We start from the raw sequence: 16198 nt of genomic DNA, 5'->3' as shown, positions 1-16198 counted from the left end.
TGTGATGCCCGCACAATGCTTCGGCATGCTGAACGTCTTCCGGCACGTATTGCCATCTGACGTTTGAAAGGCTAGCGTAGCTAAAGTGGTTTTGATAAGCGCCACTTTTTGGCATTTTTTATCATACCAATTATAGGTGCGCCATGTGGATCAGTCTTGATGCAGACAGCCCGCTTTCGCTGAACCGCCAGATCAGCGCGCAGATCAGGGAACTGATTTTACGCGGTCATCTGGCAGCAGGCGACCGTCTGCCTTCTACCCGGCAACTGGGCAAAGAACTGCATGTGGCCCGCAGCACTGTTATTGAAGCCTACGACCAGTTGCTGGCCGAAGGCTATCTTGAATCGCAGCGCGGCTCGGGAACGCATGTGGCGCAAGGTATCCGGCCCCAGCCGCAAGTGTGCGGACAAAAATCTACGACAGATGAGCATGCGCACGATGATTCCCGCGCCGACCCGCCGGGACTTGTGAACTTTCAGTCCGGCATCCCGGCGCTGGAGCACTTTCCTGCGGCGGAATGGGGCCGGCTGTATCGGCAGGTGTGCGATACTTTACCCGCCTCGGCTCTGCGCTATTGCAGGCCTCAAGGGGTTGCCGAATTGCAGGAGGCCATTGCCGGATGGCTGCTGCGCATGCGGGGCCTGCGCGCCGCACCGGAGCAGGTAATGATCACAACAGGCGCAACCCAGGGGCTCAGGCTTGTGGCGCGCCTGCTCAACCGCCCGAATGCCCTGGCAATTGTGGAAGATCCCGTGCACCGGGGGCTGGTGGAGGTGATATCGCGCGCCGGGTACGCCATTGAAGGCATAACTGCAGACGCGCAAGGCATGGACGTCAGCCGCCTGCAAAACCTCTCGGAGCAGACCACCCAACGATGCGCCTTTGTCTATGTGACTCCTTCGCACCAGTATCCTACCGGGGGCATCCTTTCCGCGCAGCGGCGACAGGCGCTGGTGGACTTTGCCCGACAGCGCGACTGCATGGTGGTGGAGGACGACTATGATGGCGAATTCCGTTTTGAGGGAACGCCCGTCAGCGCCCTGCGCGAGCTTGCGCCCGACAGGGGCATATATATTGGTTCGTTCAGCAAGATTCTGGCTCCAGCCCTGCGCCTGGGCTTTGCCGTGATACCACCGGACATGGTGCGCCCCTGGGCCGAAGAAAAGCAGTACACGGATGTGCACACCGATGCGCTTTCGCAGCGCACGCTGGCCGCCTTTATCTCCAGCGGGGGGCTTGAACGGCATATCTGGAGAATGTGCAAGCTGTATAAAGGCAAAAGGCTCTTCCTGCTGGAATGTCTGCGGCGGTACTTTGGCGACTGCTTCACAGCCAGCGGACAGGCTGCCGGGCTGCATCTGGTGGCGGGATTTCCAGGAATCCTTTTTTCAGACAAAGTGCTCGCGGCCATGCGCGCGCAGGGCGTTCGGGCCGTGCCGGTGGAGCACCATTCGCTGTGCCGCAACGGCGCGCACGCGCACGAACTGATACTGGGCTATGCTCACCTGTCGGAGCAGTCCATGGAGCGTGGGGTGCAGGCCCTGAAAGAGGCCCTTGCGCAATGAGCAGACAGTTTTAATGGAATATCTTTTTTTGCAAGGCATTCGGCGGTTTGCCGCCCTGCGGCCTTTCAATCGCCGCGCCGTGCGCGCATTGACAGGATGCCCGCAATGAGGCAATAGAAAAGCCTTCATCCACAAGCGGCGCATCATTTGTGCGCACATCTTTTCTCGCGGAGGGCGGAGATGAAAAAAGGTATGACTTGGCTTGCTGCAATGGCATTCTGCGTGGCAATTGCCGCGCCCGCAATGGCTGCGGATCCCATTAAAATCGGCGTTGCCGGCGCGCACTCCGGCGACCTGGCCTCCTACGGCGTTCCCAGCCTGAACGCCGCCAAGGTTGTGATTGCCGAAGTGAACGCCAACGGCGGCGTGCTTGGCCGTCAGATTGAACTGATCGCCCAGGATGACCAGTGCAAGCCCGAGCTGGCCACCAACGCGGCCACCAAGCTTATTTCCGAAAAGGTGAACGTGGTCATGGGCCACATCTGCTCCGGCGCTACCAAGGCTACCCTGCCGCTGTACACCGAGGCCAAGATCGTCTCCATGTCGCCTTCTGCCACGACCCCCAGCCTTACTGAAAGCGGCACCAACCCCTATTTCTTCCGCACCATCGCCAACGACAAGGCCCAGGCCAAGTTGACCAGCGACTTCATCCTGAACGGCCTCAAGGCCAAGAAGGTCGCCTACCTGCACGACAATGGCGACTACGGCAAGGGCTTTGTGGACAACAACCGCGAAACCCTTGAAAAGGCTGGCGTGGAAACCGTTCTGTACGAAGCCGTTACCCCTGATGCTGTGGACTTCTCCGCCGTTGTGCGCAAGCTGCGCCGCGCCCAGCCCGACATCCTCGTGTTCGGCGGCTACCAGCCCACTGCTTCCAAGCTGCTGCAGCAGATGCGCCGCGACCGCGTAACCACCGCCATGATCGGCCCCGACGGCCTCAAGGACGACGCCTTCATCAAGATGGCTGGCAAGGACGCCGAAGGCGTGTACGCCTCCTATCCCAAGGACACCAGTAACCTGCCCGCCTACAAACATGCCCATGAAGGCCACGTGAAGATGTTCGGCAGCGATCCCGGCTCCTTCTACTACAACGGCTACGCCGCCACCCAGGCTCTGGTGAACGCCATTGCCAAGGCTGGCTCCACCGATGCCGCCAAGATTGTGGAAGCACTGCGCACCACCCCGGTGGAAACCCCGCTGGGCAAGCTGACCTTCAGCAAGACCGGCGATGCCGCCGGTATGGGCCTTTCCATCTACCAGATCAAAGATGGCAAGTTCGTAGAGCTTAATCACAGCATTACCCTGGACTAAACGTCTACCGGGGCGCGGCCATGGCCGCGCCCCGGCTTTTCACGCATCGCCGGAAGCTGACGGCATTAACGGGACAGGCGGAACGAACAGGGACACCCCCCGTACCGCGCGCGAGTTTGCATGGACATTCAATTTTTTATAGAGCTCTTTTTCGGCGGTTTAACCCGGGGCAGCATTTATGCGCTGATCGCCCTCGGCTACACGCTGGTTTACGGCATTATCGGGCTCATCAATTTTGCCCATGGCGAAGTGTATATGCTGGGCTCTTTCACGGCCCTGCTAATAGCTGGCGCGCTTGGCGTCTATGGCTTCCCTGCTGGCGGCATTCTTATTGTGGCGGCTCTTGCGGCCATAGTCTGGTGTTCCGCCTACGGCTATACGCTGGAAAAGGTCGCCTACAAGCCCCTGCGGGGCGCACCGCGCCTGTCGCCGCTTATCTCTGCCATCGGTATGTCCATCTTTTTGCAAAACTATGTGCTGCTTGCGCAGACATCCGACTTTGTGCCCTTTCCCAACCTGCTGCCGGAAATGGATTTTCTTGAGCACATCGACTACGTCATGGGTGCCAGCGACTTTCTCATCCTGATGGTCAGCACCTTTGCCATGGTTTCGCTCTCGCTTTTCATCCGCTACACCCGCATGGGCAAAGCCATGCGCGCCACGGCCCAAAACCGCAAGATGGCCCTTTTGCTCGGCATCAATGCCGACCGCATCATCTCCCTCACGTTCATCATCGGTTCCGCCCTGGCGGCCCTTGGCGGCGTGCTTATCGCCTCGCACATGGGGCAGGTCAACTTTGGCATCGGTTTTCTGGCTGGACTTAAAGCCTTTACCGCCGCAGTGCTCGGCGGCATCGGCTCCATCCCCGGCGCAATGGTGGGCGGGCTTGTGCTTGGCCTGGCCGAAAGCTTCACCACGGGCTATTTTTCCGGCAACTACGAAGACATGCTGGCCTTCGGCATTCTTATCCTCATTCTCATTTTCAGGCCCGACGGAATCTTGGGCAAAGCCACAGTGCAGAAGGTGTAGCCATGCAGCGCATACTTAAAGCCGCCATCGCAGCCCTGTGGTTCATGTTGCTCACCCTGCCGGTGCTGGGCATCAAGCTGAACGTGGCGGCAAAAACCGTTGTTTGGCGTTTTGACCGCATATTGGCTCTTGGCGCAGGCATTTTTGTGCTTGCACTTATCTGGGACTGGTGCTTCAGCCGTAAAGCTGCTGGCGCCAAGATCATCACCCTGCCCAAGTGCTTCAATCTGGCAGAGATTATTGAATCATTCAGAAACAGCGCTGGCCTCCGCCTTGGTGGGCTTGCCGTGCTTGCCGTTGTGCTCATCGGCATGCCTCTGGTCAGTTCCTTCTATCAGACCAACATCATGATCTCCGCCCTGCTGTACGTCATGCTGGCGCTGGGCCTGAACATCGTTGTGGGTCTGGCGGGCCAGCTTGTGCTTGGCTACGTGGCTTTTTACGCCATTGGCGCGTATACGTACGGCCTGCTGAACCAGTATTTCGGCCTCGGCTTCTGGACCTGCCTGCCCATCGGCGGTTTCCTCACCGTGCTTTTCGGCCTTGGCCTGGGCTTTCCCGTGCTGCGGCTGCGTGGCGACTACCTCGCCATTGTGACCCTGGGCTTTGGCGAAATTGTGCGCCTCACCCTGCAAAACTGGAACACCGTCACCGGCGGCCCACGCGGCGTTAGCGACATTCCGCGCCCCGGTTTTTTTGGTATGAGCATGGACATCACCGCGTCCACCACCTACATCTACTATCTGGTGCTGGCCGCAGTTGTGGTTACCATTGTGGTTATCACCCGGCTCAAGAATTCGCGCGTGGGGCTGGCCCTGCAAGCCCTGCGGGAAGACGAAATAGCCTGCGAGGCCATGGGCGTGGACATCACGCGGGTAAAACTTTCGGCCTTTGCGCTCGGCTCCTGCTGGGCTGGCTTTGCCGGGGTAATCTTTGCCGCCAAGACCACCTATATCAATCCCTCCAGCTTTACCTTCATGGAATCAGCCATGATTCTTTCAATGGTGGTGCTGGGCGGCATGGGTTCCATTGCGGGCGTGGTCATTGCAGCGCTGATTCTCATTCTTGCCCCGGAATATCTGCGGGCTTTCTCTGACTACCGCATGCTGCTTTTCGGAGCGATCATGGTGATTATGATGCTCTTCCGGCCACAGGGCCTCATCAGCGGCGAACGACGCCGCTACCGCATCAGCAACCTGCACGGTGCTGAAGGAGGCCGCTGATGAAACCGGTACTGGAAGTAAAGGATCTTTCTCAGGATTTTGGCGGTCTCCGCGCGCTTAACGAGCTTTCGCTCACCGTGAACAGCGGCGAGATCGTTGCCCTTATCGGCCCCAATGGCGCAGGCAAGACCACGTTTTTCAACTGCGTGACCGGCATCTACACCCCCACAGAGGGGCAGATGTTTCTGCACGACGCCTCGGGCGACAAGCAGTTGCTCAACGGCAAAAAGCCCCACCTCATCACGGCGATGGGCATGGCCCGCACGTTCCAGAACATCCGCCTTTTCAGCGAAATGACCGTGCTTGAAAACGTGATGATTGGCCGCCACTGCCGCACCAAGGCGGGCATTTTTGGCGCGATCGTGCGCGATGGCCGCACCCGCCGTGAAGAGCAGGACTGCATCGACCGCAGCTATGAACTTCTGGAACTGGTGAAGCTTCAGGATTTCTGGAACGAAACGGCCAACAACCTGCCCTACGGCGCACAGCGGCGGCTTGAAATCGCCCGCGCAATGGCGACCGAGCCGCGCATGCTGCTGCTGGACGAACCTGCAGCGGGCATGAACCCCCAGGAAACCAACGAACTCAAGGAGCTGGTCTGCTCCATCCGCGACAACCAGCAGCTCTCCATCCTGCTTATCGAGCACGATATGGGCATGGTCATGTCGCTTTCCGACCGCATCTACGTCATGGAATACGGCTCCTGCATCGCCACAGGCACCCCCGCTGAAATCCGCACCAACCCCCGCGTCATCAAGGCTTATCTGGGAGAAAGCGATGCTTGAGCTGCGTAACGTAGACACCTATTACGGCAACATTCAGGCCCTGCGCGATATTTCGCTGAATATTGAGGAAGGCGAAATTGTCACCCTGATCGGGGCCAACGGCGCGGGCAAATCCACCACGCTTATGACTATCTGCGGCATCAACCGCCCCAGAAAAGGCGAGATACTCTGGTACGGCAAGCCCATTCACCAGTTGCCCCCGCACGAAATTGTGACCTTGGGTATTTCGCAGGTACCGGAAGGCCGCCTGATTTTCCCCGATCTGAGCGTCAGCGAAAATCTCGACCTCGGCGCATTTTTGCGTCGTGATCCGGCAGGCGTGAAGGACGATCTGGACTATGTGTTCAGCCTTTTTCCCATTTTGTCCGAGCGCCGCAAGCAGGCTGGCGGCACCCTTTCCGGCGGCGAGCAGCAGATGCTTGCCATCAGCCGGGCTCTCATGGGCCGTCCCAAGCTTCTGCTGCTGGACGAACCATCCCTTGGCCTCGCCCCCATCATCATTCAGCAGATCTTTTCCATCATCCAGAAGGTCAATTCCAACGGCACCACGGTCTTTCTGGTGGAGCAGAACGCCAACCAGGCCCTGCGCATCGCCAACCACGGCTATGTTATGGAAAATGGCCGCATAGTCATGCACGACACAGCCGCCAACCTGCTCACCAGCGAAGAAGTGCGCACAGCCTATCTGGGCATGTAGACCGCTGTCCCCATAGCGGCGCGAAACCAGTACCCTTGCTGCAATCGATAGTAACGCGGTGCGTTTGCCTGGCAAACGCACCGCGTTTTATGTGCGGAGCCAAACTGAAGCGTGCATGCTTCTGCCGCGTGTATTCCCGAGCCGCAGCACAGGACACGTGCCTACTCCGCCTGCCCATCTTTCCCTCAAAAGCAAAGCCGCCACCGACAGGCAGTCGGCAGCGGCTTTTGAGCGGTACTGAAGCTATTAGGGAAGAAGGATTACCCCTCAGCCCCGCAATAATCTGGATTGTTATCTGTAGCTTTGCCCTAGACTTCGCTGATGACGGGCACGACCACGGGGTCACGCTCCAGCACACGGCGGAAGAAACGCCGCAGCGAAGAACGAATGCCTTCCTGCAAGCGTCCAAGCTGACCGGGGCGGGCCGCTTCAATCTCATCCAGCACCAGGCACTTGGCGTCTTCCAGCAAGTGGCTGTAGTGCTGCTCGAACACAAAGCCTTTGGAGATCATTTCCGGCCCGTGCAGTATGCTGCCGGTTTCTGAATCAACCACCAGCACCACAATGACCATGCCTTCATCGCCCAGGATACGGCGCTCCTTGAGCACGGCGTAGCCCACATCGCCCACGCCCTTGCCGTCCACGAGCGTACACTCGACCGGAACGCGCTGTTCCAGGCGGAAGGAGTCTTTGAGCAGGGTAAGGGGCAGCCCGTCTTCCAGCAGGATGACGTTGTCCTGCTCCACGCCGCATTCAACAGCAAGGCGGCCATGCTTGACCAGATGCTGGTATTCGCCGTGCACAGGCACAAACAGCGTGGGGCGCACAGCCTCAAGCATATCGCGCAGTTCTTCGCGCTGGCCGTGCCCCGAGGCATGGATGGCGTGAACACTTTCATAAAGCACTTCTGCGCCGATGCGGTACATTTCGTTGATCAGCCGGGAGATGGCCTTGGCATTGCCGGGGATCATACGCGAACTCATGACCACGGTATCGCCCTTGCGGATCTCCAGCTGTCTGTGGCCGCCAAGCACCATGCGCGACAAGGCGGAGAGCGGTTCGCCCTGCGCGCCTGTCACCACCAGCACGATCTGGTCGTCCGGCAGGTCGGGTACGCCGTTGTGCGCGTTGAAAAACGAAGGCGGCAGCTTGGCAATGCCAAGATCTCGCGCCATTTCAATATTGTTCGCCAGCGATTTGCCGCTGATGACCACCGTGCGCCCATGCTCGCGCGCCAGATCAAAAACTTCCTGAATACGCTGAATATGGCTGGAAAAGAGCGTAATGACGATGCGCCCTTCGGCCGTGGCGAATATTTTATCCAGCGAATCCTTGACCTCGCGCTCCGTGAGGGAACGCCCCTCGCGCACGATGTTGGTGGAATCCGAAAGCAGCAGCCGTGCGCCGTCCGGCCCGGCAAAATTGCGGAAAAGATTCAGGTCGGTGCCTGTGCTGTCAAGGGGATGCGGGTCAATCTTGAAATCGCCGCTGTGCACCACCCGGCCTACGGGCGTTTCTATGCCCAGACCAAAGCCTTCGGGAATGGAGTGACAGACGGGGAAAAAATGAAAGGTCAGGTCGCCCAGAGGCAGCACGGTGTTGATATCGACAGGGCACAGCTCCACCCAATCCAGAATTTCCCGCTCCCTGAGCTTGTGTTCCACAAGCGCCAGGGTAAAGCGTGAGCCATAGATACGGGTTCCCTTGATTTCAGGCACGATCCAGGGCAGTGCGCCAATGTGATCCTCATGCCCGTGCGTCAGCACAATGCCGAGCAGCTTGTCCTTGATGCCGCTGACAGCGCCAAAGTGCGGGATAACAACGTCCACACCAAGGTGGGCGTCGTCAGGAAACATGAGGCCGCAATCAACCATCACAACGCCGCCGGAGGTTTCCCACAGCTGACAGTTGAGGCCGATCTCTCCCAGCCCCCCGAGGGGGGTAATGTTCAAATAAGGTTCATTCATTCGTAATCACTTTTGGGCGGCGCGGCTAAGGTCGTGCCGTCGCTCAACGCCGCATAAGATCAGGGTGAAATTCGCCCATGGCCACATATAATTGCGCCAGAGCGGTCAGATAATCGGCTTTTGCTCCTGTTAACGTCGCCTGAGCGGTGGTGAGCTTGGACGAAGCGTCCAGCACGTCAAAGTTGGTGCCCACCTGCTCCTGATAACGGGCCAATGCCACATTGTATGCCTCAGTAGACTGCTCCACGCCCTTTTCCGCCACGGTTATCCGTTTGGCGGCTTCCTGCACGGCAAGCAGTTTCGACTTGATGTCGTAGCCAACGCTGAGTTTCAGGTCTTCTTCGGCATAGCGCATCTTTGTGACCAGCCAGCCTGCCTCTTTGTCGGCATAATACGTGGTTCCCCACTGAAAAACGTCCCAGGTGGCTCGGGCGCCCACTTCCCATACGGAGCTGCGTGAACCCCGGTCGCCCTTTTCCTGCAGATCAAGCGAATTGCCGCTCTGCGAAACATTGTAATAGGCTTCCACCTGCGGATAATAGCCGCTCTGCACGGCCTGCTGCGATTTGCCCGCGATTTCCACCGAGCGCGCCGCCATGTAAAGATCGGGCCGCTGGCGGTAGGCCGCTTCAAGGCACTGCTCCAGCGAACGGGTAAAGGGCACATGGGCAAGCTTGCCGGTAAACTTGATCTTGGCCGTGGCGGGCAGCCCCAGCAAGGTATTCAGCTTGGCAAGGCTGGTGTCGCGGCTGTTTTCGACCTGAATCAAGGTATTCTCGGCCTGTCGCACATCCACTTCTGCCTGGAGCACATCCAGCCGGGGGCGAAGGCCCACACCAAAAAAGGCAGTGGTGATGCGCAACTGATCCTGCAAACGGGCAAGTGCATCACGCTGGCTGCGCACGCTTTCTTCGTACCGCAGATAATTCAGAAACTGGGTCTGAACACTTTCTGTCATGGACAGTTCGGCATTGCGCACCGAGGCTTTATCGCTGTCAGCCTGAAGGGCTGCCTTCTGATAATTGGCCAGAAGCTGAAACCCCTGAAACACTGGCTGAGAAATTTCCACGGCCCAGGTATATGTGCCTTTTTCCGCTGGTCTGCTACTGCTGGGCAAGGCGGGCGACGTTTTTCTTTCCTGCTTGGAGGCGGAATACGTTGTACCAAGCTTGGGCCCAAAAGCCCCGCGCGCAGATTTGCGCGCCTCTTCAGAAGACTGCCCCTGCGCCTCTTGCGAACCCAGGCTCGGATTATGCCGCAAAGCGCGATCCACAGCATCGGGCATGGAAACTGCCCCGGAAGGCAAAGCATTGTCTTTGCCCGAAGGCAAGGTTCTTCCGCTAAAAACGGGCACGGCGGCGCTGCCCGAGGGACGCGCGGCAACAGAAGAATCGGCAAACGCTGCATTGCTGCCCACAGGGCCGGCAAGCGCACCAACAACAAGAAACACGAGGCCCAGTTCAGGAAAGCGTTTCATATAGTTACAGACGGAATGGCTCCGCTACCTTTTAAAAATTACTTCGACCCGGATTACATACACCGCAGAAGACGGCATTGGCAACACTTCATGGAAAAAGATAATTTTACGCAAAACGGCTAAACAGACATTCTTTAAAAGGTACTTTTGTTCAGTGCGCGCTGAATAACAACTATTTTCACATGTACTGTTTATTGAAGAAAGGACCATAAAGCGTAACTCTTGTGCTCTAATATACATAAAATATGACCAATTTCAACAACAAACAGATTTACGTGTAAAATTAAATTTTTCATAAATTGCAGCATGTATTTCAAACCCTGCCAGGCAAGCCAGCAGTGAAACTCGAAATTCCTTGTCCGCGAGGAGCCGCAAGGTGATTCTAAAAAATTTCTTGAAAGTTTACCCCAGTCGTAGCATGCTGCGCAGCAGAGTCCTTGCGGGATTCCGCAGCTCCGCCGTGACGGTTGGCGCATCTTTGCGTCTGCCGTGCTGGCATTTTTTGCGGCGCACTGAAACAGACCACAGTTGTTGCGCAGATATGGAGAACCTCATGGAATTCAGTTTTTTTTCGATGATCGCCCAGGCAAGCCTGGTGGCCAAGGCGGTGCTGGCGTTTCTGGTCATGATGTCCATTGCGAGCTGGGGGCTGATGATCCAGAAATTCATCGGCTTGAGCGCAGCTAACAAAAAAGCTCTCAGCGGCACGGAAAAGTTCGAGAAGGCGGCCAATCTGCGCGAAGCCGTGCAGTCCTTGGGTTCCGACCCAACTTCCCCGCTGTACTACATCGCCCATCAGGGCGTTCTTGAATTCAACCGTTCCAAAGAACTTGGCAACAGCAGTGAAGTGGTGGTCGACAACGTTCGCCGCGCGCTGCGTCAGGGTGTGGGCACGGAACTGGCCCGGCTGCAAAGCTCGCTGTCTATTCTGGCCACCTGCGCCAACACGGCCCCCTTTATCGGCCTGTTTGGCACGGTCTGGGGCATCATGAGCTCCTTCCACTCCATCGGCATGCTCAAGTCGGCCTCCCTGGCCACCGTTGCCCCCGGTATTTCGGAAGCTCTGGTTGCTACGGCCATCGGCCTGGCGGTGGCTGTTCCGGCCACCATCGGCTTCAATATCTTCATGGGCAAGCTTTCGCAGGTTGATACGCTGCTGGTGAATTTTGCCGGCGTGTTCCTCAACCGAGTCCAGCGCGAAATCAACGCCCACCGCCCCGTGCAGCGCACGGGCGCAACGGAGATGTAGCATGGGCGCTAGTGTTGGCGGCGGCAACAAATTTGTTTCGGACATCAACGTCACGCCCTTTGTGGACGTCATGTTGGTGCTGCTGATCATCTTCATGGTGGCTACCCCTATGATGAGTCAGGGGCTGGACGTGGATCTGCCGCAGACCAAGCAGGTAGAAGTGCTTTCTACCGAGGCCGACCACATGGTGTTGACCGTGCGAAATGACGGCAAGATGTACCTTGACGAGTACCCCGTGGACACCATGGAAGACCTTGAGGGGTATTTGCAGCGTCTGGTCAAGGAAAAGAACAAGACGCTCTTTCTGCAGGCCGACAAGGCAGTGCCTTACGGCACCGTTGTGGAAGTCATGGGTCACATCAAGGCCGTGGGCATCGAAAAGCTCGGCGTTATCGCCGAACAGCCAGATGATGCCTCGCCCAAGGGCGGCAAGCCCGCACGCGCCCGAAAATAGGATTGCTCTATGCGCCTGGCCTCATACGTTCTTTCATTCTGCCTGCACGCGGCCATATTTTTGCTGATATGGTTCTGGCCCAGCAGCCCGCCCATCAAGCTGGACACGCCTCCGGTCATGATCAGTCTGGTTGAGGGTGCCACAGGCGGCAACCGTACCCCCTCGCCCATACTCGGGCATATGGGGCAGCCCGGCGATGGCCCCCTTGCGCCTACGCCGCCCGCCCCCAAGGCGGAAGTGGCCGCGCCCGAGCGCGTTGAAGTTAAAGAGCCCAAACCTGTTCCGCCGCAGCCCAAGCAGGATACAGCGGCTGTGAAAAAGCCCGAGCCCAAGCCCGAGCCCAAACCGCAGCCCAAGCCGGAACCCAAGGAAGAAGCGAAACCCATCGCGCAGAAAAAGGAAGACAAGCCCAAGCCCAAGGAAGAACCGCATAAGGAAGCTCCAAAGGATCAGAAAAAGCCGGAGCCTCCCAAGGCGGACGCCAAGAAGGACGCCAAGGAATCCAAGGACGCCAAGTCCAACGTTGACCCTGTGGCAGCGGCCTTGCAACAGGCGCGCAAAGCCACCTCGCGGGCAGATTCCGGCGACAGGGGCAATGCCGTGGAGCAGGCTCTCGCCCAGGCCCAGCGCCGCGCAGGCGGCAACAGGGGCGGCGGCGGCGGCGAAGGCACCGGCCCCGGCGGCGGTGGCCTTGGCGATGTGTACATGGGGCAGGTCATGCTGGCAGTACGGCCCAACTGGGGCTTTACCTCGGCCAGCCGCCTGAACCTGCGCTGCATCATCAACGTCAAGGTAGACGCCCAGGGCAAGCTGTTGCAGAATCCCGTAGTAACGCACAGTTCGGGCAATGCGCAGTTTGACGCATCCGCAGCGAGCGCCATTGTACGCACTGCCAATAGCGGCCAGTTCCCGCCCCCGCCTTCTGCGGATTACGGTGACCTTGACCTGGTGTTTACGCTTGATGAACTCATGGGCCGCTAAGGCGGCCACCTAAACGCGCAATTGGTAACGCGCGCATTCAGGAGGATATATGCCTTCCCAACCGCGCACGCACCTCAGCAGTCTTTGCATATGCTCAAGCCTCATCGCCGTGACGTTTTTTTACGTCACGGCGGTCGGGGCTTTTGCCGCTTCTGCCGCCAGTGCTGATCAAAGCAGCTATGCCGGAAACATGCTGGACAAAATTATTGAAATATGGGCCCCGCCCCCGGCGCTTAAAAGCGATTTCAGGGTGCGCCTCAAGGTCACGGTTAACGGGCGTGGGCAGGTTGAAGACTGCAAGCCCGTCAAATCCTCGGGATTGGAAGCTTTTGACAGTTCGGTATGCGGCGCGGTGCGGCAAATTGGTTCTTTTGGAACACCGCCTTACGGCGCGCCCATGGACGTGCACCTGACATTCTGGAACGGCACCCCCAAGGGCAAGCCCAAGCCGGAACCACTGAGTTCGGAAGAAGCGCTGCGGGCCGAGGTCAAGGCCAGAAACAAGGCCGAAGCCGCGCTTGGCGACACAAGAGCCGAAGCCGCAGAAGACCGCGCCCGTGAAAGAGCCGAGGCCATTGCCAAGGCCAGCGGCAAGGGCGCTCCGGAAGTAAGGCCCGCGCCAGTGGCCCCGGCGCCTGCCCCCAAGGCGAATACTGAAAGCAAAAAGAAGGGCGCAAAGGCTCCGGCCACGACTCAGGCTGATAACACACCGGCCACGCAGCTTATTGGCAGGAGCAGCCCCACGGCAGCAGAACAGGCCACCCCAGCGGCAACAGAAAAGCCAGCCCGACAGGTGGACAATCTGCCCACCTATGGCGATCCGGACATGGAGGCCGCATCAGCGGCCGCTTCGGCACAGGCTCAGGCCAGTACACAGGCTCAGACTCAGGCTAAAGCACAGCCCCCGGCAAAAACAGATTCAGCCGACACCCCCTCTGGTCGCGCTACAGTAGCCGCCTCGGGAATTCCAGCGTCTGGCGCGACCGCATCTGGCACAACTACATCTGGCGCATCCGGCGTTGATCGTGTAAAATATCGACGTGATGCGACGCGGCAGATACGCGACGCCATCCTGATCCCTGCCGAAACAGAGCCGGGTGAATACCAGACACGCCTGAGGCTTACGATTTCCCCTCAGGGAGAAATCACAGATTTCAAGGTAATATCGCCCACGGGCGACAAGCTTCTTGACAAATATGTGCAGCGAGGCATACGCCGAGCAGGCAGCTTGCCCCCTCCTCCCGCCGAACTTGGGGGAACGCTGGACATCACCCTTACACTGGTGCGCCGCTGAGGCGTGCTGCTTGAACAAGGAATACTGACGCCATGAAAAAACAGCTTCTTCTCCTGACCCTGGGGTTCTGGCTGGCTCTCGGAAGCGGGGCGCAGGCCGCCATGCGCGTGGACATTTACGGTCCGGGGCAAAACATTGTTAACCTTGCCCTGGCGGCCCCCATCAAGGGCCCCTCTGTTGAAGCGAACAGCATGGGCACCAACCTGCAAAAAATCGTGCAGGAAAACCTGAGCTTTTTGCCCTTTATGCGCCTTACCGATCCCAGAGCAGTGCTTGGCGGCGTTGTTCTGCCCGGGTATGAGCCGCCGTCCCTCGATTTCAAGCGCTTCCAGCTTGCCGGGTCGGACATTGTGGTAACGACCTACTGGCCCGAGGGCGACAGCGGCACCCGCCCCGTGCAGATCCGCGCATTTGAAACCAACACTGGCGGGCGGCTTTTCGGCAAGGAGTATCCCAAGGTTACTTCCAAAGACCTGCCCGAAGTCGCCGACCGATTCTGCGCCGACCTGCTTGAAGCCCTTACTGGCAATGGCGCCTTCTTCCGCTCCACGCTTGCCTTTGTAAAAAAGACGGGCAAGATGAGCGCCAACGTGTGGCTGGTCAAGCCCACCGGGCGCGACCTGCGGCAGATCACCAACATGCCCGGCGAGTCCATGTCGCCCGCATGGTCGCCTGATGGTCGCTTTGTGGTCTTTACCCACATTGACGAAAAATCCCATGCCCTCGGCGTATGGGATCGCTCCAGCGGCAAAGTGCAGCGCATCCGCTTTCCTGGTAACGTGGTTATCGGCCCTGCCTTTATGCCCGACAACAAGGTTGCCGTGGCGCTTTCCAACGGCAAGTTCCCTGTCATCTTCCAGCTGAACCACGTTTTCCAGAAAGAACGAGTGCTTGAGCAGAACGACTCCATCAACGTTTCGCCCACATTTGACAGCACGGGCACCAAGATGGCATTTACCTCTTCGCGCCTGGGTGGCCCGCAGATTTTCCTCAAAGATCTGAGCAGCGGATCGGTCACACGCGTGAGCAAAAACGGCACGTACAACACTGAGGCCAATCTGTCGCCTGACGGAACCCTGGTGGTGTACAGCCGCATGACCGATTATGGTCACCGTATTTTTGTGCAAGATATGCTTACCGGCATGGAGCGTCAGGTTACTTTCGGCCCCGGCAGCGATGAACAGCCCGCTTTCTGCGCCGACAGTTACTTTATTGCGTTCTCGTCCACGCGCAGCGGTCACGGTATCTACCTGACCACCCGTCACGGCGGTGATGCGAAGCAGGTGCCCACCGGTGGTGGTTCCGTCTACTTCCCGCGCTGGGGCATGCCCGGTCAGCAAAAATAGCTAGAAATTAACAGATAGGCCTCTTACCCGCATTTTTACTCGATTTTACGGCCCTCACGGGACGAAATGGGTAAAAAATATTTTACGAAAGTGCGTCGAAACCCCCTTCCACGCCTTGACAAAAATTGCGGGCCAGATACCATCTGTTATGCGAGGACGAAACGGCCTCGCGTGTGCAGAAAGGAAAGGTATCAATTTTTTTGGAGAATGAGCTGTTCAGGAGGACACACAATGAAACGCTATGCTCTTATTCTCGCTCTGGTTATGGCCCTTGCCGCCGGTTTCGGTTGCGCAAAGAAAACCACCAGCGAACCCGGCTATGACGATGGCCTGACCCCCGAAATGCGTGCGGCCATCCAGCAGATCACTGACGCCCGCGTCTACTTCGCTTTCGACAAATTCGACATCAAGCCCGAATACAAAGAAATGCTGAAGACCAAGGCCGATCTGCTGAAGAAGTACTCCTCTATCCGCGTGCGCATCGAAGGCAACTGCGACGAACGCGGCACCCAGGAATACAACCTCGCCCTCGGCGAACGTCGCGCCCGCGCTTCCTATGAATACATGGTTACGCTTGGCGTGAACCCCAGCCAGCTGGAAATGATCAGCTACGGCAAGGAAAACCCCGCCGTGCAGGGTAACAACGAAGCTTCGTGGTCCAAGAACCGCCGCGATGACTTCCGCGTGATCGCCCACTAGTCTTTTTTAAGACCAGTACTGAAAGAGCCGCCCCTTGGGGCGGCTCTTTTTTTGCCATGTGTACGACCAGCAAAGTATTTTTCAGACATAACCTTGCGGCCACATCTGCACCAGCACATGA

General features: G+C 58.2%; 14 protein-coding genes. 12 read left to right on the top strand and 2 right to left on the bottom strand.

Annotation, left to right across the window (positions count from 1 at the left end):
* Window positions 1–143 precede the first annotated feature (143 nt).
* From pdxR to G449_RS0105360, 6 genes are all read left to right on the top strand, one after another.
* Window positions 144–1565 (top strand): MocR-like pyridoxine biosynthesis transcription factor PdxR, encoded by a 1422-nt coding sequence (gene pdxR / locus G449_RS0105390; protein WP_022658291.1) that lies wholly within the window; start codon window positions 144–146, stop codon window positions 1563–1565.
* Window positions 1566–1745: 180 nt separating this feature from the next.
* Window positions 1746–2876: a branched-chain amino acid ABC transporter substrate-binding protein gene (locus tag G449_RS0105380; protein WP_022658289.1), complete on the top strand. Its 1131-nt coding sequence runs from the start codon at window positions 1746–1748 to the stop codon at window positions 2874–2876.
* A gap of 120 nt (window positions 2877–2996) precedes the next feature.
* Complete coding sequence (locus tag G449_RS0105375) at window positions 2997–3905, top strand: ABC transporter permease subunit (RefSeq protein ID WP_022658288.1); 909 nt, start codon at window positions 2997–2999, stop codon at window positions 3903–3905.
* Between the two features lie 2 nt (window positions 3906–3907).
* Window positions 3908–5128 carry an ABC transporter permease subunit gene (locus tag G449_RS0105370; protein ID WP_022658287.1) on the top strand — a complete coding sequence of 407 codons (1221 nt, stop codon included), beginning with the start codon at window positions 3908–3910 and terminating at the stop codon, window positions 5126–5128.
* Window positions 5128–5913, top strand: coding sequence for an ABC transporter ATP-binding protein (locus G449_RS0105365; protein WP_022658286.1), 786 nt, complete (start codon window positions 5128–5130; stop codon window positions 5911–5913). The genes G449_RS0105370 and G449_RS0105365 overlap by 1 nt, the downstream gene beginning before the upstream one ends.
* Entirely contained in the window at window positions 5906–6610 is a 705-nt protein-coding gene (locus G449_RS0105360; protein WP_022658285.1) for an ABC transporter ATP-binding protein, read from the top strand. Before G449_RS0105365 ends, G449_RS0105360 begins: the two co-directional genes overlap by 8 nt.
* A gap of 308 nt (window positions 6611–6918) precedes the next feature.
* Here G449_RS0105360 and G449_RS0105355 read toward each other — a convergent pair whose 3' ends face one another.
* Together G449_RS0105355 and G449_RS16100 are read right to left on the bottom strand one after the other, a co-directional pair.
* On the bottom strand, window positions 6919–8577 hold the full coding sequence (locus G449_RS0105355; protein ID WP_022658284.1) for a ribonuclease J: 1659 nt from the start codon (window positions 8575–8577) through the stop codon (window positions 6919–6921).
* A gap of 43 nt (window positions 8578–8620) precedes the next feature.
* Complete coding sequence (locus tag G449_RS16100) at window positions 8621–10054, bottom strand: TolC family protein (protein ID WP_022658283.1); 1434 nt, start codon at window positions 10052–10054, stop codon at window positions 8621–8623.
* A 553-nt stretch (window positions 10055–10607) separates the two neighbouring features.
* Here G449_RS16100 and tolQ point away from each other — a divergent pair.
* The 6 genes from tolQ to pal all read left to right on the top strand — a co-directional run bounded on the left by tolQ (window position 10608) and on the right by pal (window position 16077).
* Entirely contained in the window at window positions 10608–11303 is a 696-nt protein-coding gene (tolQ, locus tag G449_RS0105345; protein WP_022658282.1) for a protein TolQ, read from the top strand.
* Between the two features lies 1 nt (window position 11304).
* Window positions 11305–11757: an ExbD/TolR family protein gene (locus tag G449_RS0105340; RefSeq protein WP_022658281.1), complete on the top strand. Its 453-nt coding sequence runs from the start codon at window positions 11305–11307 to the stop codon at window positions 11755–11757.
* A 9-nt stretch (window positions 11758–11766) separates the two neighbouring features.
* Complete coding sequence (gene tolA, locus G449_RS0105335) at window positions 11767–12738, top strand: cell envelope integrity protein TolA (protein WP_022658280.1); 972 nt, start codon at window positions 11767–11769, stop codon at window positions 12736–12738.
* A 49-nt stretch (window positions 12739–12787) separates the two neighbouring features.
* Window positions 12788–14032, top strand: a complete 1245-nt coding sequence (locus G449_RS0105330) for a TonB family protein (RefSeq protein ID WP_022658279.1) — start codon at window positions 12788–12790, stop codon at window positions 14030–14032.
* A gap of 32 nt (window positions 14033–14064) precedes the next feature.
* Window positions 14065–15378, top strand: a complete 1314-nt coding sequence (locus G449_RS0105325; protein ID WP_022658278.1) for a PD40 domain-containing protein — start codon at window positions 14065–14067, stop codon at window positions 15376–15378.
* A gap of 231 nt (window positions 15379–15609) precedes the next feature.
* Window positions 15610–16077, top strand: coding sequence for a peptidoglycan-associated lipoprotein Pal (gene pal, locus G449_RS0105320; protein WP_022658277.1), 468 nt, complete (start codon window positions 15610–15612; stop codon window positions 16075–16077).
* Window positions 16078–16198: the final 121 nt, after the last annotated feature.

It is taken from the genome of Desulfovibrio desulfuricans DSM 642, from assembly GCF_000420465.1.
Lineage (GTDB): Bacteria > Desulfobacterota > Desulfovibrionia > Desulfovibrionales > Desulfovibrionaceae > Desulfovibrio > Desulfovibrio desulfuricans.
Note: the sequence above shows the minus strand (reverse complement) of the source record. Positions and strands in the feature narration are given on the sequence as shown.

Bases quoted from the DNA above. Each gene is read 5' to 3' on its own strand.
- pdxR (WP_022658291.1), top strand. From the start codon at position 144: ATGTGGATCAGTCTTGATGCAGACAGCCCGCTTTCGCTGAACCGCCAG.
- G449_RS0105380 (WP_022658289.1), top strand. From the start codon at position 1,746: ATGAAAAAAGGTATGACTTGGCTTGCTGCAATGGCATTCTGCGTGGCA.
- G449_RS0105375 (WP_022658288.1), top strand. From the start codon at position 2,997: ATGGACATTCAATTTTTTATAGAGCTCTTTTTCGGCGGTTTAACCCGG.
- G449_RS0105370 (WP_022658287.1), top strand. From the start codon at position 3,908: ATGCAGCGCATACTTAAAGCCGCCATCGCAGCCCTGTGGTTCATGTTG.
- G449_RS0105365 (WP_022658286.1), top strand. From the start codon at position 5,128: ATGAAACCGGTACTGGAAGTAAAGGATCTTTCTCAGGATTTTGGCGGT.
- G449_RS0105360 (WP_022658285.1), top strand. From the start codon at position 5,906: ATGCTTGAGCTGCGTAACGTAGACACCTATTACGGCAACATTCAGGCC.
- G449_RS0105355 (WP_022658284.1), bottom strand. From the start codon at position 8,577: ATGAATGAACCTTATTTGAACATTACCCCCCTCGGGGGGCTGGGAGAG.
- G449_RS16100 (WP_022658283.1), bottom strand. From the start codon at position 10,054: ATGAAACGCTTTCCTGAACTGGGCCTCGTGTTTCTTGTTGTTGGTGCG.
- tolQ (WP_022658282.1), top strand. From the start codon at position 10,608: ATGGAATTCAGTTTTTTTTCGATGATCGCCCAGGCAAGCCTGGTGGCC.
- G449_RS0105340 (WP_022658281.1), top strand. From the start codon at position 11,305: ATGGGCGCTAGTGTTGGCGGCGGCAACAAATTTGTTTCGGACATCAAC.
- tolA (WP_022658280.1), top strand. From the start codon at position 11,767: ATGCGCCTGGCCTCATACGTTCTTTCATTCTGCCTGCACGCGGCCATA.
- G449_RS0105330 (WP_022658279.1), top strand. From the start codon at position 12,788: ATGCCTTCCCAACCGCGCACGCACCTCAGCAGTCTTTGCATATGCTCA.
- G449_RS0105325 (WP_022658278.1), top strand. From the start codon at position 14,065: ATGAAAAAACAGCTTCTTCTCCTGACCCTGGGGTTCTGGCTGGCTCTC.
- pal (WP_022658277.1), top strand. From the start codon at position 15,610: ATGAAACGCTATGCTCTTATTCTCGCTCTGGTTATGGCCCTTGCCGCC.